The 21491-nt window shown below is 74.5% G+C and carries 19 protein-coding genes; 10 read left to right on the forward strand and 9 right to left on the reverse strand.

The features are described from left to right. Positions 1-591: 591 nt before the first annotated feature. Entirely contained in the window at positions 592-1200 is a 609-nt protein-coding gene (locus ACFV04_RS17200; protein WP_380346423.1) for a hypothetical protein, read from the forward strand. 122 nt (positions 1201-1322) lie between these two features. Here ACFV04_RS17200 and ACFV04_RS17205 read toward each other — a convergent pair whose 3' ends face one another. After that, on the reverse strand, positions 1323-1958 hold the full coding sequence (locus ACFV04_RS17205; RefSeq protein WP_380529838.1) for a TetR/AcrR family transcriptional regulator: 636 nt from the start codon (positions 1956-1958) through the stop codon (positions 1323-1325). 120 nt (positions 1959-2078) lie between these two features. Here ACFV04_RS17205 and ACFV04_RS17210 point away from each other — a divergent pair, with 120 nt between their 5' ends. Further along, positions 2079-3116, forward strand: a complete 1038-nt coding sequence (locus ACFV04_RS17210; protein WP_380346495.1) for an aldo/keto reductase — start codon at positions 2079-2081, stop codon at positions 3114-3116. A gap of 25 nt (positions 3117-3141) precedes the next feature. Here ACFV04_RS17210 and ACFV04_RS17215 read toward each other — a convergent pair whose 3' ends face one another. Beyond that, a complete protein-coding gene (locus ACFV04_RS17215) occupies positions 3142-4110 on the reverse strand; it encodes an NAD-dependent epimerase/dehydratase family protein (RefSeq protein ID WP_380529839.1) in 969 nt (322 codons plus the stop codon). Between the two features lie 398 nt (positions 4111-4508). Here ACFV04_RS17215 and ACFV04_RS17220 point away from each other — a divergent pair, with 398 nt between their 5' ends. Beyond that, entirely contained in the window at positions 4509-7274 is a 2766-nt protein-coding gene (locus ACFV04_RS17220) for an SdrD B-like domain-containing protein (protein ID WP_380529840.1), read from the forward strand. Between the two features lie 154 nt (positions 7275-7428). Then, entirely contained in the window at positions 7429-8217 is a 789-nt protein-coding gene (locus ACFV04_RS17225) for a hypothetical protein (RefSeq protein ID WP_380346415.1), read from the forward strand. A 35-nt stretch (positions 8218-8252) separates the two neighbouring features. Here the strand turns inward: ACFV04_RS17225 and ACFV04_RS17230 are convergent, their stop codons facing one another. Next, complete coding sequence (locus ACFV04_RS17230) at positions 8253-10319, reverse strand: MDR family MFS transporter (protein WP_380529842.1); 2067 nt, start codon at positions 10317-10319, stop codon at positions 8253-8255. Positions 10320-10564: 245 nt separating this feature from the next. Here ACFV04_RS17230 and ACFV04_RS17235 point away from each other — a divergent pair, with 245 nt between their 5' ends. Both ACFV04_RS17235 and ACFV04_RS17240 read left to right on the forward strand, forming a co-directional pair. Then, complete coding sequence (locus ACFV04_RS17235; protein WP_380529844.1) at positions 10565-12064, forward strand: MFS transporter; 1500 nt, start codon at positions 10565-10567, stop codon at positions 12062-12064. Continuing rightward, on the forward strand, positions 12061-12702 hold the full coding sequence (locus tag ACFV04_RS17240) for a maleylpyruvate isomerase N-terminal domain-containing protein (RefSeq protein ID WP_380529845.1): 642 nt from the start codon (positions 12061-12063) through the stop codon (positions 12700-12702). Before ACFV04_RS17235 ends, ACFV04_RS17240 begins: the two co-directional genes overlap by 4 nt. A gap of 184 nt (positions 12703-12886) precedes the next feature. On the opposite strand, the gene ACFV04_RS17245 is transcribed toward ACFV04_RS17240, so the two are convergent. Further along, entirely contained in the window at positions 12887-13777 is an 891-nt protein-coding gene (locus ACFV04_RS17245) for an ABC transporter permease (RefSeq protein ID WP_380529847.1), read from the reverse strand. Further along, a complete protein-coding gene (locus tag ACFV04_RS17250) occupies positions 13774-14718 on the reverse strand; it encodes an ABC transporter ATP-binding protein (protein WP_380529849.1) in 945 nt (314 codons plus the stop codon). The genes ACFV04_RS17245 and ACFV04_RS17250 overlap by 4 nt, the downstream gene beginning before the upstream one ends. 125 nt (positions 14719-14843) lie before the next feature. Here ACFV04_RS17250 and ACFV04_RS17255 point away from each other — a divergent pair, with 125 nt between their 5' ends. Both ACFV04_RS17255 and ACFV04_RS17260 read left to right on the forward strand, forming a co-directional pair. Next, complete coding sequence (locus tag ACFV04_RS17255) at positions 14844-16034, forward strand: sensor histidine kinase (protein ID WP_380529851.1); 1191 nt, start codon at positions 14844-14846, stop codon at positions 16032-16034. Next, a complete protein-coding gene (locus tag ACFV04_RS17260; RefSeq protein WP_380529853.1) occupies positions 16031-16711 on the forward strand; it encodes a response regulator in 681 nt (226 codons plus the stop codon). Before ACFV04_RS17255 ends, ACFV04_RS17260 begins: the two co-directional genes overlap by 4 nt. A gap of 39 nt (positions 16712-16750) precedes the next feature. Here ACFV04_RS17260 and ACFV04_RS17265 read toward each other — a convergent pair whose 3' ends face one another. The 4 genes from ACFV04_RS17265 to ACFV04_RS17280 form a co-directional block, all read right to left on the reverse strand. Next, positions 16751-17590, reverse strand: a complete 840-nt coding sequence (locus tag ACFV04_RS17265; RefSeq protein WP_360261767.1) for an SAM-dependent methyltransferase — start codon at positions 17588-17590, stop codon at positions 16751-16753. Between the two features lie 185 nt (positions 17591-17775). After that, positions 17776-18525 (reverse strand): hypothetical protein, encoded by a 750-nt coding sequence (locus ACFV04_RS17270; RefSeq protein ID WP_380529855.1) that lies wholly within the window; start codon positions 18523-18525, stop codon positions 17776-17778. A gap of 295 nt (positions 18526-18820) precedes the next feature. Beyond that, positions 18821-19822, reverse strand: a complete 1002-nt coding sequence (locus tag ACFV04_RS17275; protein ID WP_380346398.1) for a DUF1648 domain-containing protein — start codon at positions 19820-19822, stop codon at positions 18821-18823. Continuing rightward, complete coding sequence (locus tag ACFV04_RS17280) at positions 19819-20166, reverse strand: GntR family transcriptional regulator (protein ID WP_360261773.1); 348 nt, start codon at positions 20164-20166, stop codon at positions 19819-19821. Before ACFV04_RS17280 ends, ACFV04_RS17275 begins: the two co-directional genes overlap by 4 nt. A gap of 276 nt (positions 20167-20442) precedes the next feature. On the opposite strand from ACFV04_RS17280, the gene ACFV04_RS17285 reads away from it, so the two are divergent. Beyond that, complete coding sequence (locus tag ACFV04_RS17285; protein WP_380346396.1) at positions 20443-20991, forward strand: universal stress protein; 549 nt, start codon at positions 20443-20445, stop codon at positions 20989-20991. Positions 20992-20997: 6 nt separating this feature from the next. After that, the gene (locus tag ACFV04_RS17290; RefSeq protein ID WP_380529856.1) at positions 20998-21414 is read left to right on the forward strand and encodes a hypothetical protein; all 417 of its coding nucleotides are present in this window, start codon (positions 20998-21000) and stop codon (positions 21412-21414) included. Positions 21415-21491: the final 77 nt, after the last annotated feature.

The raw sequence follows: 21491 nt of genomic DNA on the forward strand, positions 1-21491 counted from the left end.
CCCCGCCCGCCCCTGCCCCGGTGAAGCCGGCCGTGCCGCCGGCCCCGCTGCCGCCGGCGGTTCCCGTCGCAGCGCCCCCCGTTCCGCAGACCCCGCCAGTACCAGGGAGTTCCCCCGTGACGTGTTTCTTCGACCCCTCGCACGGTGCCGGCACGACGGCGGTGCTGTGGTCGCCGCAGTGGGGCGTGCCGCGCCAGATCGAGACCTGCGTCGCCTGCGCCCAGCGGGTGCAGACCACCGTCCCGCCGTTCTACACCCCGCAGCAGGGGTACCCGCAGCCCGTCCAGCAGCAGGGGTACCCGCAGGCGCCCGTCCAGCAGGGGCCGCAGGGCCAGCAGGGCCAGGGAGGCGGACGCCGCTTCGGCACCGGCGCGCTGATCGGCGCGGGCGCGGCGGGCCTGGTCGGTGGCGCCCTGCTGAGCGAGGCGTTCGACGACGGCCCGGAGGTCGTCGTCAACAACTACTACGAGGACGACGGCCTCTTCTGAGCCGCCGGGCGAGCCGTCAGGGTGGCACCCCGGCGGCCCCCGTTGTCGGAGCGGTGCGTTTGAATGGCGTCGGCACACCGTTCCGACCGGGGGAGACGCACCGATGACCACGCCTGATGCCGAGCTGCTCGCCGCGGCCCTTACCCCCACCGCGGCCTGGCTGGAGTCCTGCTTCGGTCCGGGCGCGCTGTGGCGGCCCGAGACGCTGCCCGAGCGCCTGAAGGACCGCGGGACCCGTGAGTTCCTCGCCGGGGTGGGTCTGCCGGCCGTCGAGGTCGACCTCGTCGACTACGACGCGACCGGCCTGCCCGAGCGCGGGATGTGGGAGGCGGACCTCGACGAGCTGTTCGGCAACCGCACGCCGGACGACGACACCCCGCCGAGCACCTGGGGGTACTGCGTCGGGACGTTCGGCGAACTGCACATGATGGTCGACGCGGAATCCGGCACCGTGCAGATCTACGACCCGAACGGCTGGGACCACGCGAGCGGCCACCGCGGCGAGGCGGCCGGCTCCCTGCCGGGGCTGATCGGCGCGCTGGCACTGCTGGCCCGCTTCGACGGCCGGATCCGCAACGGCGAGGCGAAGAGCGCGCTGGACGAATTCGTCGCGCTGCTGGAGGAGTTGGGCCAGGGTCCGGAGGATTCCGAGCTCTGGAGCGACGTGGTGGAGAGCCTCCGGGAGGAGTACGAGGACCTCGACGAGGACTGATCTCGTGACCACATCCACCGTATGAACCGCATGCACCGCATGATTCGCGTCCACGGCACGCACTGCATGCACCGCATTCGACGGCCGCACGACGCGCTTGCGTCGTGCGGCCGTTCGCGCGCTCAGCCGTCGGCCCGCCGGTACGCCCCGGCGCGGGCGGCGGCCTCGGCGGCGGCTGCGGCACGGTCGGCGGCGGCCTCGTCCAGCGGTTCGGCGGTGGTCAGCATCCGGTAGTAGAGCGGAGCCGAGACGGCCCGCACGACCTCCGGCGCGTCGGTGTCCGGCGGGAGTTCGCCGCGTTCGACGGCCTCGGTGACGCACGGCGCCCACTCCTCCACCCGGCGCCGGTAGAAGTGCCGCAGGGCCTCCGCGGCGTCCTCGTCGCAGTTCGCCGCGACGATGACCGCGCGGAACAGCGCGCCCTGGCGGGGGTCGGCGAGGGTGCGCCGGACGAGCCGGGCGTTGGCGCGCAGGTCCTCGGTGAGGGAGCCGCTGCGGGTGCGCGGCAGGGACTGTTCGGCCATGTCCGCGAGCAGGTCGGCGACCAGGGCGGTGGTGCCGCGCCAGCGGCGGTAGACGGTGGTGCGGCCGACCTCGGCCCGCTGGGCGATGTCGCCGAGGTCGAGGCCGCTGAAGCCGTGTTCGACCAGGGCGTCCTCGGTGGCCCGCAGGACGGCGGCGCGGACCCGGGCGGTCCGGCCGCCGGGGCGGACGGTCCCGGGCGAGGAAGGCTCGGGCGAGGAGGGCTCGGCGGTCATTAACGGGATTCCTGTTCCATTAGGCGGCGGCAGTCTGCTAGGTTCACGGCATACTAACGGAACGGGAGTCCCATTAGGGGCTTCGAGGGGAGAACCGCCATGGGCACCGCCGACACCGACATGGAATACCGCCGCCTCGGCGCGTCCGGACTCAAGGTCCCCGCGCTCAGCCTCGGCACCGGCACCTTCGGCGGGCGCGGCCCGCTGTTCGGCGCCTGGGGCACCACCGACGTCCAGGAGGCCCGCCGCCTGCTCGACATCGCCATCGACGCCGGCGTCACCCTGTTCGACACCGCCGACGTCTACTCCGACGGCGCCTCCGAGGAGGTGCTCGGCCAGGCCGTCCGCGGCCGCCGCGACCGGGTCCTCATCTCCACCAAGGCCGGGCTGCCCACCGGCGACGGCCCGCAGGACGCCGGCACCTCCCGCGCCCGCCTCGTCCGGTCCGTCGACGACGCGCTGCGCCGCCTCGGCACCGACCACCTCGACCTGTTCCAGCTGCACGCCTACGACGCGGGCACCCCGATCGAGGAGGTGCTGGCCACCCTGGAGGACCTGGTCCGGGCCGGCAAGGTCCGCTACACCGGCGTCTCCAACTTCTCCGGCTGGCAGCTGATGAAGTCCCTCGCGCTCGCCGAGCGCCACGGCCGCCCCCGCTACGCCGCCCACCAGGTCTACTACTCCCTCGTCGGCCGCGACTACGAGTGGGAGCTGATGCCGCTCGCCCGGGAGGAGGGCGTCGGCGCGCTGGTGTGGAGCCCGCTCGGCTGGGGCCGCCTCACCGGGCGGATCCGCCGCGGACAGCCCCTCCCGGCCGGCAGCCGCCTGCACGACACGGCCGACTACGGCCCGCCGGTGGAGGACGAACTGCTCCACCGGGTGGTCGACGCCCTGGACGAGGTCGCCGCCGAGACCGGACGCACCGTGCCGCAGGTCGCGATCAACTGGCTGCTGCGCCGGCCGACAGTCTCCTCGGTGATCATCGGCGCCCGCAACGAGGAGCAGCTGCGGCAGAACCTCGGCGCGGTCGGCTGGACACTGACCGACGACCAGGTCGCCCGGCTGGACGCGGCGAGTGCCCGCACGGCCCCGTACCCGTACTTCCCCTACCGGCGGCAGGAGGCCTTCGCCCGCCTCAACCCGCCCCTCGCGGGCTGAGGGACGGAGCGCCGGCGCCGCACTTCTACCGGCGGTGCCAGGCGGCGAGCAGCTCGGCCTCCCGTTCGGGTGTCAGGGTCTCCGGCATCGGTTCGAACGCCGGTACGTCGCGGGCCGTGTCGGCCACCGGGCGGAGCCGGAGCCCGCTCGCCAGGGCGGCGGCCGGGTCGGCGGTGTTGGTGGCGCGGAGCTCGGGGCTGCCGGGCCACAGCGGGAGCGCGCGCTCCGGGACGCCGGCGGTGCGCAGGAAGTCCTCGGCGACCCAGGTCACCGTGGTGCCGGCCGGGGCGACGGCCGAGGCGACGGCGTCGAGGAGGTCGCCGAAGGTGAAGGGCGGGGGAGTGGCGGCGTGGAGGGCGCCGGAGGCGTTCCGTTCCAGCAGCGTCAGCATCCACGCGGCGAGGTCGCGGGCGTCGACGACCTGGAGCGGTGCGTCGGGCCGGCCCGGGGCCAGGACCTCGCCGCCCCGGGCGAGCCGCCGCACCCAGTAGTCGAAGCGGTGGGTGTAGTCGTGGGGGCCGATCACGTACGTCGGGCGGACCAGCAACGTCTCCGGGCCGAAGGCCTCCCGGGCCGCGCGCTCGCACTGCACCTTGAGGACGCCGTACGTCTCGCCGGTGACGGCGTCGGGCTCCGGGCCGTCGGCGGGGCGCAGCGGGGAGTCCTCGGTGAAGGCCGGGGCGGCCGGGGTGTCGTACACCGCCATCGACGAGACCAGGAGGTAGTGCCCGGCGGCGCCGGGGTCGAGCGCCGCGGCCAGGTCGCGGACCTGGCGGGGGTAGTAGGCGCTGACGTCGACGGTGGCGTCCCAGCGGCGGCCGTGCAGCGCGGACAGGTCGGCGTCGCGGTCGGCGATCAGGTGGGTGGCGTCGGGGAGCAGGTGGGCGCCGGACCTGCCGCGGTGCAGCACCGTGACGTGGTGTCCGGCGGCGAGGGCCGCCTCGGCGAAGTGGAGGCCGACGAACCTGGTTCCGCCCATGATCAGTATGCGCATCGGGCCATCGTGCCAGAGCGGGTTTCGGCCGCGCCGGGTGGGAGCGGGGGGACGGAAGTCGCCACCAGGGCAGGTGTTTTGGGGCGCGGTGTGTGCGGACGGGGCGGGACCCGTGTTCGATTGTCGACAGGTTCATGTGGTGTCCGGCTGCGGCGGCTCGCGGCGGGTCGCGCTCCTCCGCAGGTCAGCGGGGTTGAGCCGGGCGGAGAGTGCGGTGGTGCGACGGCCGTCGAAACGTCTGACACGCCGTCAAAGTTCCTTGTTTTCCTGCGAACTTCCGTGAGGCCGCTTTAAGCTCCCGTTAACAATGGCGGCTTTCCGCCACACACGAACTCCCTCGCGAGATCGGGCGGCAGACCCCACTGGACAGTGCCCCCAACGTGACGATGAGAGCAGGGATGACGACGACAAGTGAACGAACAGCCGGCGCCGCGCGAGGCGCGGACCGGCGGCGACCGGACGGGCTCGGCCGCCGGACCGCGGCCGGCGCCGTGGCACTCGCCGCGATCGGCGCCTGCTCGTTGGCCGCGGCCCCGTCGGCGTTTCCGCAGACGGGCGACGGCACGGTGACGGTCCGGGTGATCCGGGCCGTGGACACCACCGGCGTGTGGACGCCGGTGCTGGAACCGGGCATGGCGGGCGTGAAGGTGACGCTCACGGACGGCGCCGGTGCCGGCATCGAGGGCACCACGGCGGCCGACGGCACCGTGACCCTGGCCCCGGCCGCGGCCAAGGTGACCGGCGGCAAGTACCGCGTACAGGTGGTGAACCCGAAGCCGGGCGTGCTGTTCCCGGCCTTCGCCTCGCGCGAGGGGCTCACCGGTGCGCCGAACAAGCTCAGCAGCAACGAGGAGTTCGTCGACCTCACCGGCGGCAAGAAGGTGGAACTCACCACGGGCCTGTGGAGCCCGGGTGACTACTGCCAGAAGAACGCGCCGCTGGTGTCGACCTGTCAGCCGGCCCCCAGGGAGGGCGCGTCGGCGCACACCCTGGTCACCTTCCCGTACAGCGCCCGCGGCGTGGCCGGCACCGACGCGACCGTGACCGACCTGGCCACGGCCGAGCAGACCGGCAACATCTACGGCGTCGCGTGGAACCGGGCCGACAAGCGGCTCTTCACCACCGCCTCGGCCAAACGCACCACGGCGTACGGCCCCGGCGGCCCGGGCGCGATCTACGTGACCGACCCGGCGAAGAAGACCACCACCCTCTTCGCGACCGTCCCGGACGCCGGCAGCACGCCGCACGGCCCGGGCGACGACGACGCCTTCCTGCCCGCCGTGGGCAAGGAGAGCCTCGGCGCCGTCAAGATCAGCGACGACGGCAAGGACCTGTTCGTCGTCAACCTCCACGACCGCAAGGTCTACCGCTACGACGCCACCGGGCCGACGGCGGCGGAACCGAAGGCCGCGTACGCCGTCCCCGACCCGGGCTGCCCGGCGGCCGGGGACTGGCGGCCGTACGGCCTCGGGCTGCAGGACGGCACCGGCTACCTCGGCGGTGTCTGCTCCGGCGAGTCGACCGGCAAGGCCTCGGACCTGCGGGCCGTGGTGCTGCCCTTCGACCTCGCCACCGGCACGTTCAAGAAGGCCGTCCTGGAGCAGCCGCTCGACTACCCGCGCGGCAACACGGTCGGCACGGCTTGCCCCGGCGCGGGCTGGTTCCCGTGGCAGGACACCTACCCGGCCACGCAGAACGGTCGGTCCTGCGGCACCGACTACATGGCCAACCCCGAGCCGGCGGTGGCCGAGATCGCGTTCGAGACCGACGGCTCCATGCTGATCGCCTTCCGGGACCGCTTCGGCGACCAGTCGGCGGCCGGACCGACGGCCGGCACGATGGCCAAGGTCCTGCCCGGCGGTGACCTCGACAAGGCCTGCCTGGTGAACGGCACCTACGTGCTGGACACCAACAACGGCTGCGGGGCCACCACCCGGGGCACCCGGTTCTTCGACAACAACCGCATCGGCCACAACAACGCGCTGAACGCCGGAATGGCGTTCTCCAAGGTCGAGGACTCCATCGCGACCTCGGGCTACGACACCAACGGGATGGCGTTCGGCTACGGCCCGGGCTTCGACAAGCGCGACGGCAAGGCCGACGGCGGCCTGCGGCTCAACCCCGTCGGGCCGCTCCCGCCCTTCGGCAAGGGCGCCGCGATGGGCGACCTCGAAGTGCTCTGCGACCAGGCGCCGCTCCAGATCGGCAACCGGGTCTGGTACGACCCCGAGCGCAGCGGCCTCCAACTGCCGGGCCAGCGACCGGTCCCGGGAGCCACCGTCCACCTGTACGACGAGTCGGGAAAGCTCGTCGGCACGACGAAGACCACGGCCCGCGGTGAGTACTACTTCGACGACAGCAACGTCGAGGGCGGCCTCAAGCCGAGGACCAAATACACCATCAAGCTGGACAACCCGGCCGACTACGCCAAGGACGGCCCGCTGTTCCAGTGGGTCGCCACCGAACACGACGTCGGCGACAACCACTTCATCGACTCCAAGGGCATCGTCCCCACCGGCGGCAAGTACCCGGAACGGGCACTCACCACCGGCGGCCCCGGAGAGAACGACCACACCTACGACTTCGGCTTCCGCCAACAGGAGGGCGCGCTGCGCCTGGTCAAGCACGACCAGGACGGCAAACCGCTGGCGGGCGCCAAGTTCCAGCTGTGGCACGAGACGAACGGCACCGACGGGCTGCAGCCGACCGGCGACAAGCCCGACACCAAGGTGGGCGAACCGTGCACCACCGGGGCCGAGGGGCTCTGCCAGGGCAACGGCGTGCCGGGCACCTACTACTGGCAGGAGCTGAGCCCGCCCGAGGGCTACTCGGCCCCGGAGACCACGGTGTTCGGACCGCTCGTGCTCACCTCGGGCAACCTCGACGACGGGGTCTCGGTGACGGCGGTCAACCGGCTGATCCCGACGCCGACCCCGACGCCCACGCCCACGCCCACACCGACCGAGACCCCGACGCCGCCGCCGACGACGTCGACCCCGGTCCCGGCGCCCCCGGCCCCGCCGGCACCCGCGCCCGGGCACCTGCCCAACACCGGTGCGGGCGCGGCGATCCCGTTCTACGTGGCGGGCGCGGCGGTACTGCTCGTCCTCGGTGCGGCGCTGGTACTGCTGGCCCGTAGGCGCAGGGCCGTCCGGCAGGACTAGCACACCCCGCGCCGGACACCCGGCGCCGGACACCCCGCACCGGCACGCCCCCGTGCCGGTGCGGGATCGGGCGGGTTCGCGGACCACGGTCCCCGGACCCGCCCGACTGCCGTCACCGTCCACCGACGACCCACCCACGAGAGAAGGCACCCGCATGGCCCGGAAGACGAAGACCGAGACCCGGCGGCGGTGGCGGAGCCCCTGGCTCCGGGCGCTGGTCGCGACCGCGGTGTGCGCCACCGCGGCGGGCGGCCTGGTCGTCTACCGGACGGTCTCCGACGAGGCCACCGAACGGCCGGTCACCACGGACGAGGCCGCCCGGCTGGCCCTGTCACGGCTGAACCTCTACCAGGCCAGCCCCGTGGGGGTGACGCTCACCGCCGACGAGGGCGGGGGCGTCGGCATCCGGGTCGAGGGCGTCGTGGACTACCGGACCCACCGGGGCGTCGGCCGCTACCGGACCACCGGGGCGAGCGGCCCCCTCGACCACGGGCTGGTCGTCTGGGACACCGGCGGCCTCGGCCTGGCCCCCGAACCGGCCGGCGTCGACGGCCCGGCCTGGCAGCAGGCCGAGCACGTGCCACGTCAGGGCTGGTCGCCGCGCTCCTACACCGCCGACCCCCTGGACTCCGGGCTGCGCCTGGTGGTCCAGCTCGGCGCGGACCGCCCCGACAACCCGCTGCTGCTCGCCCAGTCCGGGGCGCGCTGGCTGGGCCGCGACCGCATCGACGGTCGCAGCTACGACCGCGTCGCCGGGCCGCGCGCCCAGGGATCCGCGCCCGACGGCGAACGCTCGCCGCTGACGTACTGGGTCGACGGGGACGGCGCCCTGCGGCGGGTGACGATGCGGATGCCCGGCCTGGGCACGCCGACCACGGCGGACTTCACCGGCCACGACGGCAGCGGCGCCGTACTCCCCGAGGCCCCCTGGGTGGCCGGCTGACGGCACCCGCCCGCCGTGCGGCAGTCGACCCGGCCCTAGACCCGCGCCCCGTCCGTCGAGCGGGCGTAGGGCGGGAGGCCGTTGGTGAGGTCCTCGACCAGCAGGCGCCAGGCGACGGCGTCCGCGGCGGTGCGCAGTTGCGGGCTGCGCGGCCGGCCGGCGTCGGCGTCCAGGCGGGCGTTGAGCCAGTCGGACCAGGCGCGGCCGAGGGCCCGGACCTCTCGGGTGCCGGCTTCGGTGTGGACGAGGCGGTCGCCGTCGCGGACGAGGTAGCCCTCGGCCGCCATCCGGTCGAAGATCGGCTCCAGGACCTCGGGCGGGATCCGTTTGCGGGCGGCGATGAGGTCGAGGTCGGCGTGGCCGAGGGCCTCGGCGTGCTGGGCGACCTCCATCAGGGCCCAGGCCCCGGCCAGGTCCACCCGGGTGTCGGCGTCGGCGACGATGCTCCGGACGGTGCGGATGTCCACGCCGCGCACGATCTTGCAGACCGAGTACTCCAGGTGCGGGTCGGAGTCGGAGGTGGTCGGCTGGGCGAAGCCCTCGCCCATGTCGGTGGAGCCGGCCCGGGCGGTGTCGCGCAGTGGCACCTGTTTGAGGAAGAGCGCGACGACGAAGCCGATCACGGCGACCGGGATCGTCCACAGGTACACGGTGTGCAGGGCGTCGGAGTAGGCCTGCACGATCGGTGCGGCCTGTTCGGGGGGCAGTTGGTGCAGGCCCTGGGGGCTCTCGGCGGCGTGGGCGAGGGCTGCGGGGTCGGCGCCGGTGAGCTGTGCGGAGGTGGCGATGCCGTGGCCGAGTTCGGTTTCGAGGCCGTTGGCGTAGATGGTGCCGAACACGGCGGTGCCGAAGGAGCTGCCGATGGTGCGGAAGAAGGTGACCCCGGAGGTGGCGGTGCCGAGGTCGGCGTAGTCGACGGTGTTCTGCACGGCGATGGTGAGCACCTGCATGCTCAGTCCGATGCCGACGCCGAGCACGAACATGTAGAGCGAGGCGAGCGCGGTGCCGGTGCCCGGTTCGAGCCGGGAGAGCAGGTAGAGGCCGAGGGCCATCACGGCCGTGCCGACGATCGGGAACACCCGGTACTTCCCGGTCTTGCTGACGACGTTGCCGCTGCCGATCGAGGCGATCAGCAGACCGATCACCATGGGCAGCATGCGCACGCCGGAGACCGTCGCCGACTCGCCGTCCACGTACTGCAGGAAGGTCGGCAGGAAGGTCAGTGCGCCGAGCATCGCGAAGCCGACGATGAAGCTGAGCACCGAGCAGACCGTGAACACGGGGTTGCGGAACAGCCGCATCGGCAGCATGGGTTCGGCCGCGCGGGTCTCCGCCCAGCAGAACAGTCCGAGCGCCAGCGCTCCGCCGATGAACAGGCCGATGATCACACCGGAGCTCCAGGGGTACTGGTTGCCGCCCCAGCTGGTCGCCAGGATCAGTGCGCCGGCACCGACCGCGACCAGGGCGATGCCCAGGTAGTCGATCACCGGCCGGGTCGCCGAGCGCACCGAGGGGATGGTCCGGGCGGCGGCGATCACCACCACGACCGCGATCGGCACGTTGACGTAGAACGCCCAGCGCCAGGACAGATGGTCGGTGAACAGCCCGCCCAGCAGCGGCCCGATGACGGTGGCGACGCCGAACACCGCGCCGATCGCGCCCTGGTACTTGCCGCGTTCGCGCAGCGGAATGACGTCCGCGATGAGCGCCATGGCGGTGACCATCAGGCCGCCCGCGCCGACGCCCTGGACGGCCCGCCAGGCGATCAGCAGGGTCATGTCGGTGGCCAGGCCGCACAGGAAGGAGCCGCCGACGAAGACGATCGCCGAGATCTGGAACAGCAGCTTGCGTCCGTACAGGTCGCCGAACTTGCCGGCCAGCACGGTGGCGACCGTCTCGGCCAGCAGGTAGGCGGTCACCACCCAGGACATGTGCGCGGCCCCGCCGAGGTCCGCGACGATGGTGGGCAGCGCGGTGCCGACGATGGTCTGGTCGAGGGCGGCCAGCAGCATGCCGAGCACGATGGTGCCGAAGACGACGTTGCGCTGCCGGAGGTCCAGTACCGGCGGGGCGGACGGCGGGGTTCCGGTGGCGACGGTCATGCCGTCAGCCTCCGAGGTGCGGGCGCCGCCCGCGATCCGGTTCGACCGTTCGGGTGAGATGGCCGGTGCGGCGGCGGGTACGGCGGTCGGTGCGACGGCAGGTGAGACAGCAGGTGCGACGGCGGGTGCGGCGGAGGTGGCCCGGGTGGCGGTACGGGGGGCGCCGGGCCACGATGGGCCGAATCGGGCCCGCCGCCCACCGGCCGGGCCGAAGGCCGCCCCGGGACCCCGGGAGGAGGCACTTCATGACCCCCGACCCCCCGCGCGGCACCGCGCACCCGGACCGGTCCGGCGCCTCCGCCCCGGCCGGGCGGGCCGATCCGCGGCGCTGGCGGGCACTCACGGTCTGCCTGGTCGCGGGGTTCATGACCCTGCTGGACGTCAGCATCGTCAACGTCGCCCTGCCGACCGTGCGGGCCGGGCTGCACATGTCGGAGAGCGGACTGCAGTGGGTGCTCAGCGGCTACGCGCTGGCCTTCGGCCTGGTGCTCGTCCCGTCCGGGCGGCTCGGTGACGCACGCAGCCGGCGGGCCGTCTTCCTCACCGGGCTGGCCCTGTTCACCGCGGCCAGCGCGCTGGCCGGCGCGGCGCAGAACCAGGAGTGGCTGGTACTGGCCCGGCTGTTCCAGGGGGCGGCGGGCGGCGTGCTCGTCCCGCAGGTGTCCGGCTTCATCCAGACCCTCTTCCGTGGGGCCGAGCGCGGCCGGGCGTTCGGCGCGCTCGGCGCCACCATCGGGCTGTCCACCGCCGTCGGACCGCTGCTCGGCGGGCTGCTCATCCACCTCTTCGGCCCGCAGGACGGCTGGCGCTGGGTGTTCCTGGTCAACCTGCCGATCGGCATCGCCGCCCTGCCGCTCGCCCACCGGTTGCTCCCGCCGCCCGCCCCCGCCGCGGAACGGGCCGGGCACCGCGACTTCGACCCGGTCGGCGTGCTGCTGCTCGGCGCGGGCACGGTCGCGCTGCTGCTGCCGTTCGTCCAGGCGCAGCAGTGGCACGGCCCGGTGCGCTGGCTGCTGCTGCCGGTGTCGGCGGTGCTGCTCGCGGCCTTCGTCGGCTGGGAGGTGCACTACGGGCGGCGGCACGAACCGCTGGTGAGCATGGCACTGTTCGCGGTGCGCCCGTACGCGGCAGGGGTGTTGTTGTCGCTGGTGTACTTCGCGGGGTTCACCGCGATCTTCTTCATCTTCACGCTGTACCTGCAGGTCGGACTGCACTACTCGGCGCTGACGGCGGGGCTGGCGATCACCCCGTTCGCGGTCGGCTCGGGTGTGGCCGCCGCAGTGGGCGGGCGGCTGGTGAGCCGGCTCGGCCGACGGCTGGTGGTGGCCGGGTTGCTGCTGGTGCTGGCCGGCCTGCTGGCCTCGGCGCTCGCCGTGGAGCTGTGGTCGGGCCCCCGGGTGGGCTGGACGACGGCGCTGCCGCTGCTGGTCGCCGGGGCCGGCAGTGGGCTGGTGATCGCGCCGAACCAGACGCTGACCCTCCAGCAGGTGCCGGTGGCCAGGGCGGGCAGCGCGGGCGGCGTGCTGCAGACCGCGCAGCGGGTCGGTTCGGCGGTGGGCATCGCGGTCGTCGGCTCGGTGTTCTTCGGCCACGCCCAGGGCCGCCACCCGGACTGGGCGGCGGCCTTCCAGTTGGGCGTGTCGGTCGCGGCCGGCCTGGTGCTGGTGGCGCTGGTGGTGGCGGTGGTGGAGACGGTGTCCGGCGGGTTGCCGGACGGGCCCGGCCTGAGGGGGAACCGATCGTGACGGACGCCCGGGCGGACTTCCTGGCGGCAGCCGGCGCGGCCGAGCGGCTGCTGGGCCACCCCGAGGTGGCCGGGGCGTGGCGTCGGCCGAGCGCTCTGGCGCAGTGGAGCGTCGGGGGGCTCGCCGGGCACCTGGCCTATCAGGTGCTGTGCGTACCGGAGGCCCTGGCCGCCGCGGCGCCGGCCGAGGAGACGGTCGGTCTGCTGGACCACTACGCCCGGGTGGCGTGGATCGGCGCCGGGCCCGAGGCGGAGATCAACGTGCGGATCCGGGAGGGCAGCGAGGCGTTCGCGGCGGCCGGGCCGGCGGCGTTGCACCGGCGGGTCGTCGGCGCGGTCGCGGACCTGACGACCGCCCTGGCGACGGCGGCGGGCGACCGGCCGGCCCGGCTGCCGTTCTGGGGGCCGTGGTCGCTGACCCTCGACGACCTGCTGGCGACCCGCACGATGGAACTGGCCGTCCACGCCGACGACCTGGCGGTCAGCGTCGGGGTGCCGACCCCGGGACTCCCGCCGGAGACCGCCGACTCGGTGGCCGGGCTGCTGGTCCGGCTCGCCGTGCGGCGCCACGGCTGGGTCGGCGTGCTGCGGGCGCTCAGCCGGGCCGAGCGGGCGCCGGGGAGCATCGCGGCGTTCTGAGCCCCGGTCACCGGCGTTCCCGAAGGGCGCGCCGTTCGCGCCGTTCCCGCCATTCGTGGTGTTCCCGCCGGTCCCGCTGTTCCCGCTGTTCCCGCTGTTCGCGCCGTTCGTGCTGTTGCCGACGTTTGCCGGCCGCGCCGTTCCCGACGTTTGCCGGCCGCGCCGCGCCGGACAGGGGCCCGGGTCAGTGGTCCCGGCGGTGGATGACGAACGCCGCGACCGCCACCGAGGCGAGTGACCAGGCCGCGAAGGTGATCCAGGAGCCCGCGACGGTCGCCGGGTACTCGCTGGGGCGCAGGCCGGCCAGGGAGATGCGGGCCAGGCGCTGCCAGGCGGGCAGCGGCAGGGCGTGCAGCAGGTCGGCCGTCCAGCGGTAGCGCTCGGTGACGAGGGAGGGGACGAAGAACAGCACCACGACGGTGCCCACCACGGCCCCCGCGCTGTGCCGGATCAGCGTGCCGAGGCCGAGACCGACCAGCGCGCAGACCGGGCCGAACAGGACGGCCGCCGAGACGTACCGGAGGGCGGCGGGGTCGGTGAGCGACTGCCCGATGCCCAGATCGGCGAGGATCGCCTGACTGGCGCCGAAGGAGACGCCGATGCTGACCACGCCGAAGCCGAACATCACGGCGGCCAGCACGCACGCCTTGGCCGCCAGCACCGCCCGGCGGTCCGGCACGGCCGCCAGCGTCGTGCGGATCAGGCCGGTCGCGTACTCGCCGGCGATGACGATCGCGCCGAGGCCGCCGCCGACGAGCATCAGGACGTCGGCGCAGACGAGGTTGAAGGCGTCGTAGAGGGCCACCTGCGCCATGACCGCGGGATCGCCGTCGCCCGGTGTGTAGTGGGCGTGGGTGTACTGGGCGGACTTGAGGCCGGCGCCGATGATCGTGAGGGCGCTGAGGCCGAGTACCCAGGGGATCGAGCGGAGCGACCAGAACTTGATCCACTCGGCGGCGAGCAGGTCACCGAAGCCGCTGGTCTCCGGGGGACCGCTCCGCGGGCTGCCGCTCTGCGGATTGCTGCTCGCCGGGGCGTTGTTCTGCGAGGGGATGATCTTCGGTGCGCTGGTCATCGGGGCTCTCCGGCGAGGTACTCGACGCTGTCGGCGGTCAGTTCCATGAACGCCTCCTCCAGGGAGGCGCTGCGGTCGGTCAGGGCGTGCAGCAACAGCCTGTGCTCCAGGGCGAGTTCGCCGATCCGGGTGGAGCCCAGTCCGGTCACCGTGAGAGCGCCTGCGGTCGTCGCGGTGACGCCCTCCGGTCCGGGGCGGACGGTGGCACCCGCAGCCGTCAACACGGCGGCCAGTCGGTCGGGTTCGGCGGCCCGGACGGTCACGGCGGCGCGGCCCGCGCGGGCCGAGAACTCGGCGAGGCTCTCGTCGGCGATCAGCCGGCCGCGGCCGATGACCACGAGGCGGTCGGCGGTGTGTTCCATCTCGGCCATCATGTGGCTGGAGACGAACACCGTGCGCCCTTCGGCGGCGAGGCGGCGGAACAGTCCGCGCACCCACAGGACACCCTCCGGGTCCAGGCCGTTGAGCGGCTCGTCGAACAGCAGCACGGGCGGGTCGCCGAGCAGGGCGCCGGCGATGCCGAGCCGCTGCTTCATGCCCAGCGAGTAGCCGCCGATCCGCCGCCCGGCGGCCTCGGCGATCCCGACCTCCGTCAGTACCTCGTCCACCCGGCCGAGCGGGATGCGGTTGCTGCGGGCCAGTGCCGACAGGTGCGCCCGGGCGGTGCGTCCGCCGTGCACGTCGCCCGCGTCCAGCAGGGCGCCGACGTGGCGCAGGCCGCGCGGGCGGCCGGCGAAGGGCACGCCGTCCACGGTGACGGTGCCCGCGGTGGGGGTGTTGAGGCCCAGGATCATCCGCAGGGTGGTGGACTTGCCGGCCCCGTTGGGGCCGAGGAAGCCGGTGACGGTGCCCGGCCGGACGGTGAAGGTGAGGCGGTCGACGGCGGCCCGGGCGGCGGTGCCGCGGCCGTAGCGTTTGGTCAGCTCGATGAGTTCGATCACGGGACCCACGGTGCCCGGGGCACGGGCCGCGGCACATCGGACCGGTGTCGACACCGGGGGCCACCCCCGGCCGTACAACCACGGGTGGATGACGGCTCGTCGGCCCGCCGATACGATCTTGAACCATGTCCACGACCCCCGCTCCGCCGCTGTTCCGGCGCCTCCCACCCGAGGCGTGGGTCGGGCTCGCCTGGTGCGTGGCCGTCGCCTACCCCGCCGTCCGGCTCGGCGGCGGCGCCGCGCAGCACCACGGCGCCGCCGCGCACGGCGGCTGGGCGTTCACGCTCGCCGACACGGGGGTGGCCTTCGCCGGCGCCGCGCTGGTGCGCCGGCTCCCGGTGCCGGCGGTCGCGCTGCTGCTGATCGCCGCCTGGACCGAGACCGACGGCTGGGCCGGGGGGACCCAGGTGCCGCCCGGCGCGCTGCTCGCCGTGGACACCGCGCTCTGCCTGATCACCGCCACCCGGCCGCGCCGCACCTCGCGGGCGGTGTTCGCCCTGGTCATGGGCTTCCTGGTGCTGCACATCGGCCTGGTGCGGGGAAACACCGTCGGCATCTTCACCGGCACCCACATCGGCTCCGCCGACGGCGCCGCCCTGCTCGCGCTGGTCGCCTGGCTGGTCGGCCGCTCGGTGCGGCAGAACCGGGAGCACGCCGAGGCGCTGAGCAGCCGGGCGGCCGACGAGGCGGTCACCGCAGAACGGCTGCGGATCGCCCGGGAGATGCACGACACCGTCGCGCACAGCCTCGGCATCGTCGCCCTGCAGGCGGGCGCCGCCCGCCGGGTCATCGACAGCCGGCCCGAGCGCGCCAAAGCGGCGCTGGGCGAGATCGAGACCGCCGGGCGGGACACCCTGGCCGCGCTGCGCCGGATGCTCGTCGTCCTGCGGCGGGCCGCCGGCGAGACCTCGGCCACCGTGCCGCAGGGTCTGGCCGACCTCGACCGGCTGGCCGGGGCGACCACCGCCGCGGGCGTACGGGTGGAGGTCCTGCGGCACGGCGAACAGCGGCCGCTGCCACCGGAGATCGACCTCGCGGCCTTCCGGATCATCCAGGAGTCGGTCACCAACGTCGTCCGGCACGCGGACTCCGGCGCCTGCGTCGTCTCCGTCGACCACCGGACGGCCGGGGAGCTGTCCGTCGAGGTCACCGACCGGGGCCGGGGGCGCGGCACCGACCCGGGCAGCGGCTTCGGGCTGGCCGGGCTGCGCGAGCGGGTCACCCTGCTGCACGGCGAGTTCGACGCCGGGCCTCGCGCCGACGGCGGCTTCCGGGTCGCCGCCCGGCTGCCGGTCCCGGTGGAGGTGGGACCGTGATCCGGGTCGTGCTGGCCGACGACCAGCCGCTGGTGCGGGCCGCGTTGGAGATGGTCATCGCGGAGACCACCGACATCGAGGTGGCCGGTGAGGCCGGCACCGGGGCCGAGGCCGTCCGGCTGGCCGCCGAACTGCGCCCGGACGTCGTGGTGATGGACATCCGGATGCCCGGCACGGACGGCATCGAGGCCACCCGGCTGGTGACCGCCGCCGGCGGCCCGACCAGGGTGGTCGTGCTCACCACCTTCGACGAGGACGAACACGTCTACGCGGCCCTGCACGCCGGGGCGTCCGGCTTCCTGGTCAAGGACATGGCGCTGGACGACATCCTCGGCGCGGTGCGGGTGGTCGCCGCCGGGGAGGCCCTGATCGCGCCGAGCGTCACCCGGCGGCTGATCGGCGCGTTCGTCGCCGGACGGCCGCCGGAGCAGGCGCCCGGGAGGGGGACGCGCGACGGAGCCGTCCGCCGGCTGGAGGTGATCACCGGGCGCGAGCGCGAGATCCTCACGTTGGTCGGCCGGGGCCTGTCCAACACCGAGATCGCCGCCGAGCTGGTGCTCAGCATCGCCACCGTCAAGACCTACATGACCCGGCTGCTCGCCAAGCTCGACGCCCGCGACCGGGTGCACCTGGTCATCCTGGCCTACGAGGCGGGCCTGGTCTCCGTCGCCGGCTGAGCGCCGACGGACGGCCCGGGCCCGCCCCCTCGGCGCCGCTCAGCGCTTGACCGCGACGCCCGCGTACATCGCGATGTCCCGGTCGCGCACGGGCGCGGCACCGGCGTCCGGGCGCCAGTGGTGGACCAGGGTGACGCCCGGGTCGAGCAGCTCGAAGCCGTCGAAGAAGGCCTCCGTCTCGGCCTTGTCGCGGATCTGCAGCGGGATGCCGCGCGCGTTGTACTCCCGGCCGACGCCGCCCACGCCCACCGGGTCGGTGTCACCGGTGAAGACGGTCAGGGCGAGGAAGCTGCCCGGCGCCAGGGCGTCCATGAAGCGGCGCACGATGCCCTGCGGGTCGTCCTCGTCCAGCACGAAGTGGACGATGGCGATCAGCGACAGCGCCACCGGCTGCGAGAGGTCGAGCACCTCGCGCAGCCGGGCGTTGCCGATGATCGACTCCGGGTCGCGGAAGTCGGCGTCCACGTAACAGGTGCGACCCTCGGGCGTGCTGTCCATCAGCGCACGCGCGTGGGTCAGCACGATCGGGTCGTTGTCCACGTACGCGACCCGGGCCCCGGGCGCGATCCCCTGGGCGATCTCGTGCACGTTCGGCGAGGTGGGGATGCCGGTGCCGATGTCCAGGAACTGCCGCACGCCGTACTGCTCGGTGAGGTGGCGCACCGAACGCTGCATGAAGTCGCGGGTGGTGCGCATCGAGATCGGCAGCGACGGCCAGGCCTGCACCGAGGCGTGCGCGGCGACCCGGTCCGCCTCGAAGTTGGTCTTGCCGCCGATGAGGTAGTCGTAGACCCGGGCGGAGTGCGGGACGTCCATCCGCAGGTCCACCGACGGGTAATCCTGCTGCGGGCCTCGCTCCGCCCGGACCTCGTTCGCCATGCTCGCCCTCCCGTTGGGGATCCGTCACCGGCCGCCGCGGCGGCGGTCCTTGGTGCGCATGGTAACGGTCGTCCGGTACGACGAGATGACAGGGCCTCAGTCTCGCGCCCCGACGGCCCCGACGGCCCGCGACGGCCCCGACGGCCCGGGTCCGGGTGTCAGCCCCGGGCCCTCGGGGCCCGCTGTCACGCCGGGGCCTCCGGCTGGACCGCCTCCGTCACCGCGCCGCCCGGCTGCCGCGGCACGACGGCCCGGTCGGAGTCGCCCCGGTGGTGCGCGGCCAGTTCGCGCGCCGCCCCGATCCAGGCCGCACCGAACGACCACGTCGCCAGCCACTCGCACAGGTACAGCGGCCGCACCGCCCAGTCGTCGCCGACGCCCGTCGCCCCGGCCGCGAGGGAGAGCAGCAGGGCGACCAGGATCAGCACCCCCGCCGCCAGGTAGGCCGCGCCGACCCGGGCCGGCTGGGTCGACCGGGGATTGCGGAAGGAGTAGAGGCAGAACATCGCCAGCATGACGAACAGCAGGCTCGCGAAGACCAGGTGCAGTACCCCGACGGTGCGCTGGAGGGCCGACGCGTCCGACGGGGACGTCGGGCACAGTGCCACCCCGAGTGCGAAGACCCCGGCGGCCGAACTCCACCGGTCGTCCCGGCGGTCGAAGCGGTAGCAGATCAGGAACACCCCGAGCGCGCACAGGGCGCCGACGAAGACGTTCCGCGTGCCGGTGTAGTACGAGGCGCTCATCGAGCCCGGCCAGAAGCCGTCCGTGCTGCGCCCCGTCACCTCGGCGGCCAGCCAGTTGCCGAACGGCAGGGCCGGCGGCAGCAGGATGCCGATCAGGCCGACGCCGAGACGGAGGAATGTGACGGTCCGTTCGTCCTGGAGGCCCCGCCGGGCGCCAGGGGAGTTCTGCGCGCGTGAGTCGTGGGTCACGGACGCCTCCTTGCATGCGTACGGGCGCGGGCGCCCGCGGACTTCTCGGGCCGTGTGGGGACAGGGGGCGGATCGGTGCCGACGGGCACCACCTCACCTGAACGGCCGTCAGCTTGTGTACCCGCAAAGACGTTCGGAGCACCACCGAATCGGGTGGTTTACCGGTCGGGCCGGCCCCGGGATTCCCCCGGTGACCAGCGTCGATCAGGCCGCCCCCGGTGGCCCGGCCCGACCCGGGCGCTCGCCGCGGTTGCCCGCCCCGGCTGCCCGTCGCGGGCGCCCGCCGCGGCGGACCTTACTGACCGGCCGGCTGTCCGGTGCGCGCGATCAACGCGTTGAGCAGGGCGGCGCCGCGCTCGGCGTCGTCGACACTGACCGCGAAGTCGGTGCCCCGGCGGGTGCGCACCACCAGGCAGCCGCCGCCGCGCAGCATCACCGTGGTGCCGAGCCGGTTGATCCGGTAGCCCCAGCCGCCCGCCTGCGCGGCGGTGCGGTGCTCGGCGCGGGCCGAGGCGAGGTCGGCGGGGGACCAGTGCCGGGCCGGCCGGCCGAACGGGCCGAACCCGACGGTCAGGCCCCGCTCGGTCACCCGGGCCTGGACCGAGGAGCAGGCGAGGACGGCGACCGCGGGAAGCGCGAACGGCAGGACGAACGACCAGTCCAGCCCGGCCAGTCCGCTCGCGGCCGCCAGCACGCCCGCGGCGGCGGCCAGCCCGAGGACGACGGCCAGCAGCTGCAGCCACGGGTTCGCGGCCCGCGACAGCCAGACGAACCGCTCGCCCTCCGGTACGTCCAGCACCGGCGCCCCGGCGTCCGGCCCCTTCCCGGCCGGGCCGCGGAGCTTGCGGCCCGCCAACCAGGCCAGCGCCCCGGCGGCGGCCGTGGCCGCGAGTACCAGGACCACCTCGATGCCCATCGGCGCGGCGTCCTGCCAGCGGGCGCGGTCCAGGTTCGCGTGCACGATGGCGGTCTGCGCACCCGTCAGCAGCACCCCGCCGGCCACCAGCGTCGCCGCCCCGCTGCCGGGCGACCGCTCGGCGCAGTACCGCTGCAGCAGCGCGGCGACCAGCACCAGGACCAGCCAGACGCCCGCCGGGAACAACGCGGCCGCCGTCACCGACATCGAGCCGTCCGCGGCCCGGCCGCCCCAGTGGGTGGCCAGCGGGTCCGGCAAGCGGTGGCGCGCCACCAGCGGCAGCGCGACCAGCAGCGCCGTCACGCCGAGCGACCAGGCCGCCGCCCCCCACCACGCGCCCCGGTGGGCCGGCTTCGCCGGCTGTGATCCTTCGTCCGTCACGACATCCCCCTGATCATGTCCACGAGATCGTTCCTGCTGTAGCCGAATCGGGCCGCGTCCTCCACCAACTGCCTTACTCGCTCGGCAAGTTCGGAGCGGGTATCGGCGCCGGCCGCGATCGTGATGCCGCGGCCCCGACGGAACTCCAGCACCCCCTCGTCGCGCAGCGTCCGCAGTCCGCGCAGCACGGTGTTGGTGTTCACGCCCAGCGCCCGGGACAGCTCCCGGGCGGGCGGCAGTTTGTCCCCGGGGGCGCACTCGCCCTCGGCGACGGCGCGTCGGATCGCGCCCGCGACCTGTTCGTGCAGTGGTCGGGTGTCCCCGACGTCCAGCTTCAGCAACATGGTGCTACTGACGATAGCACCATGTTGGTCTCGGGGCCGGGGCGCGATGCCTCCCCGCAGGCCGCTCCCGCTCCGGCCCTCGTCGCAGGCTGCTCCCGCTCTCGTCGCAGGCCGCTCCGGCCCTGGTCGCAGGCCGCTCCGGCCCCCGCCGTATGGGGTGCGTACGGATCGCTCCCCCGGCCGTCAGGGAGGCGTCAAGGAGCGGGGCGGGCGCCCGCCCCCGCGGTTGGGTGGAGAGCACGAGGCATCACGGCACCCACGACACGAGGACGGACCATGCACGGCAGCGGGCGGCAGCAAGGCGGCGCGGCACCCAGGGTGGTGGTCGGGGTCAGTGGCTCGCTGGGAAGTCTGGCAGCACTGCACCGGGGAGCGGCCGAGGCGCGGGAGCGGGGAGCGGAACTGCTGCCGGTCCTGGCCTGGGAGCCGCCGGGCGGCGAGTTCGGCTACCGGCGGTCGCCCTGCCCGCCGCTGCTCGCCGCCGTCCGGGACGCCGCCGAACAGCGCCTGCGCACGGCCCTCGACGAAGCCTTCGGCGGCGCCGACCCCGGGGTGCCGCTGCGCCCGGTGGTGATCCGGGGCGAGACCGGACCGGCGCTGGTCGACGTCGCCGACCGGCCCGGCGACCTGCTGGTCCTCGGGCGGGGCGGCGGCCTGCTGCGCCGCCGGCTGCGGCGTTCGGTGTCCGCGTACTGCGCGCGGACGGCGGGCTGCCCGGTGCTCACCGTGCCCACCCCCGAACTCCTCGCCGAACTGCGCCAGCTGGAGGCGAGTCACCGGCGCTGGGCCCGGCCCGAGGCCGAACTCCTCCCGGTGCGGGGGTAGTCCGCGATGCGGATGTACTCGGCCCGCCCGGGCGGCACCCGCTACCACCCCGTGCCGGCGCGGCCGTCGGTCGGCACCTCGGGCACGCTCGCCCTGCTCGCGGGCGGCGCGCTGGCGCTCGGACTCGGCGGATTCGGCGCACTGCACTCCGGACGCCCCGCCTTCGTCGCCTATCTGGCCCTGTGCGGCCTGGTCGGCGCCTTCTCCCGGCCGCAGGCCGCGCCGCTGGTCGGTCTGGCCGGGTGGCTGTGCGGCAACGCCCTCGCCGAGCACCACCACGCCGAACTCGGCTGGTCCGGCATCCGGTGGGAGGGCGGCCACTACGTGGTGTTCACCGCGGCCGCCCTGCTGCTCGCCGTGCCGGCGGCGCTGCCGCGACGCACCGTACGGGTCTCCGTGGTGCGTCTCGACCCGCCGCACTGAGGCCTCCCCGGACGGCCTCCGTCGCCCCTGGCGGCGGGTTGCTGCCGGGTCGCCGGGGGCTCCGGCCGGTACTCCGG

It is taken from the genome of Kitasatospora sp. NPDC059599, from assembly GCF_042735125.1.
Taxonomy (GTDB): domain Bacteria; phylum Actinomycetota; class Actinomycetes; order Streptomycetales; family Streptomycetaceae; genus Kitasatospora.

What these genes read in the sequence shown, in the direction of transcription:
- ACFV04_RS17200 (WP_380346423.1), top strand. Translation starts at nt 592, where the DNA reads ATGACCACGCCTGATGCCGAGCTGCTCGCCGCGGCCCTTACCCCCACC.
- ACFV04_RS17205 (WP_380529838.1), bottom strand. Translation starts at nt 1,958, where the DNA reads ATGACCGCCGAGCCCTCCTCGCCCGAGCCTTCCTCGCCCGGGACCGTC.
- ACFV04_RS17210 (WP_380346495.1), top strand. Translation starts at nt 2,079, where the DNA reads ATGGAATACCGCCGCCTCGGCGCGTCCGGACTCAAGGTCCCCGCGCTC.
- ACFV04_RS17215 (WP_380529839.1), bottom strand. Translation starts at nt 4,110, where the DNA reads ATGCGCATACTGATCATGGGCGGAACCAGGTTCGTCGGCCTCCACTTC.
- ACFV04_RS17220 (WP_380529840.1), top strand. Translation starts at nt 4,509, where the DNA reads ATGACGACGACAAGTGAACGAACAGCCGGCGCCGCGCGAGGCGCGGAC.
- ACFV04_RS17225 (WP_380346415.1), top strand. Translation starts at nt 7,429, where the DNA reads ATGGCCCGGAAGACGAAGACCGAGACCCGGCGGCGGTGGCGGAGCCCC.
- ACFV04_RS17230 (WP_380529842.1), bottom strand. Translation starts at nt 10,319, where the DNA reads ATGACCGTCGCCACCGGAACCCCGCCGTCCGCCCCGCCGGTACTGGAC.
- ACFV04_RS17235 (WP_380529844.1), top strand. Translation starts at nt 10,565, where the DNA reads ATGACCCCCGACCCCCCGCGCGGCACCGCGCACCCGGACCGGTCCGGC.
- ACFV04_RS17245 (WP_380529847.1), bottom strand. Translation starts at nt 13,777, where the DNA reads ATGACCAGCGCACCGAAGATCATCCCCTCGCAGAACAACGCCCCGGCG.
- ACFV04_RS17255 (WP_380529851.1), top strand. Translation starts at nt 14,844, where the DNA reads ATGTCCACGACCCCCGCTCCGCCGCTGTTCCGGCGCCTCCCACCCGAG.
- ACFV04_RS17265 (WP_360261767.1), bottom strand. Translation starts at nt 17,590, where the DNA reads ATGGCGAACGAGGTCCGGGCGGAGCGAGGCCCGCAGCAGGATTACCCG.
- ACFV04_RS17280 (WP_360261773.1), bottom strand. Translation starts at nt 20,166, where the DNA reads ATGTTGCTGAAGCTGGACGTCGGGGACACCCGACCACTGCACGAACAG.
- ACFV04_RS17285 (WP_380346396.1), top strand. Translation starts at nt 20,443, where the DNA reads ATGCACGGCAGCGGGCGGCAGCAAGGCGGCGCGGCACCCAGGGTGGTG.
- ACFV04_RS17290 (WP_380529856.1), top strand. Translation starts at nt 20,998, where the DNA reads ATGCGGATGTACTCGGCCCGCCCGGGCGGCACCCGCTACCACCCCGTG.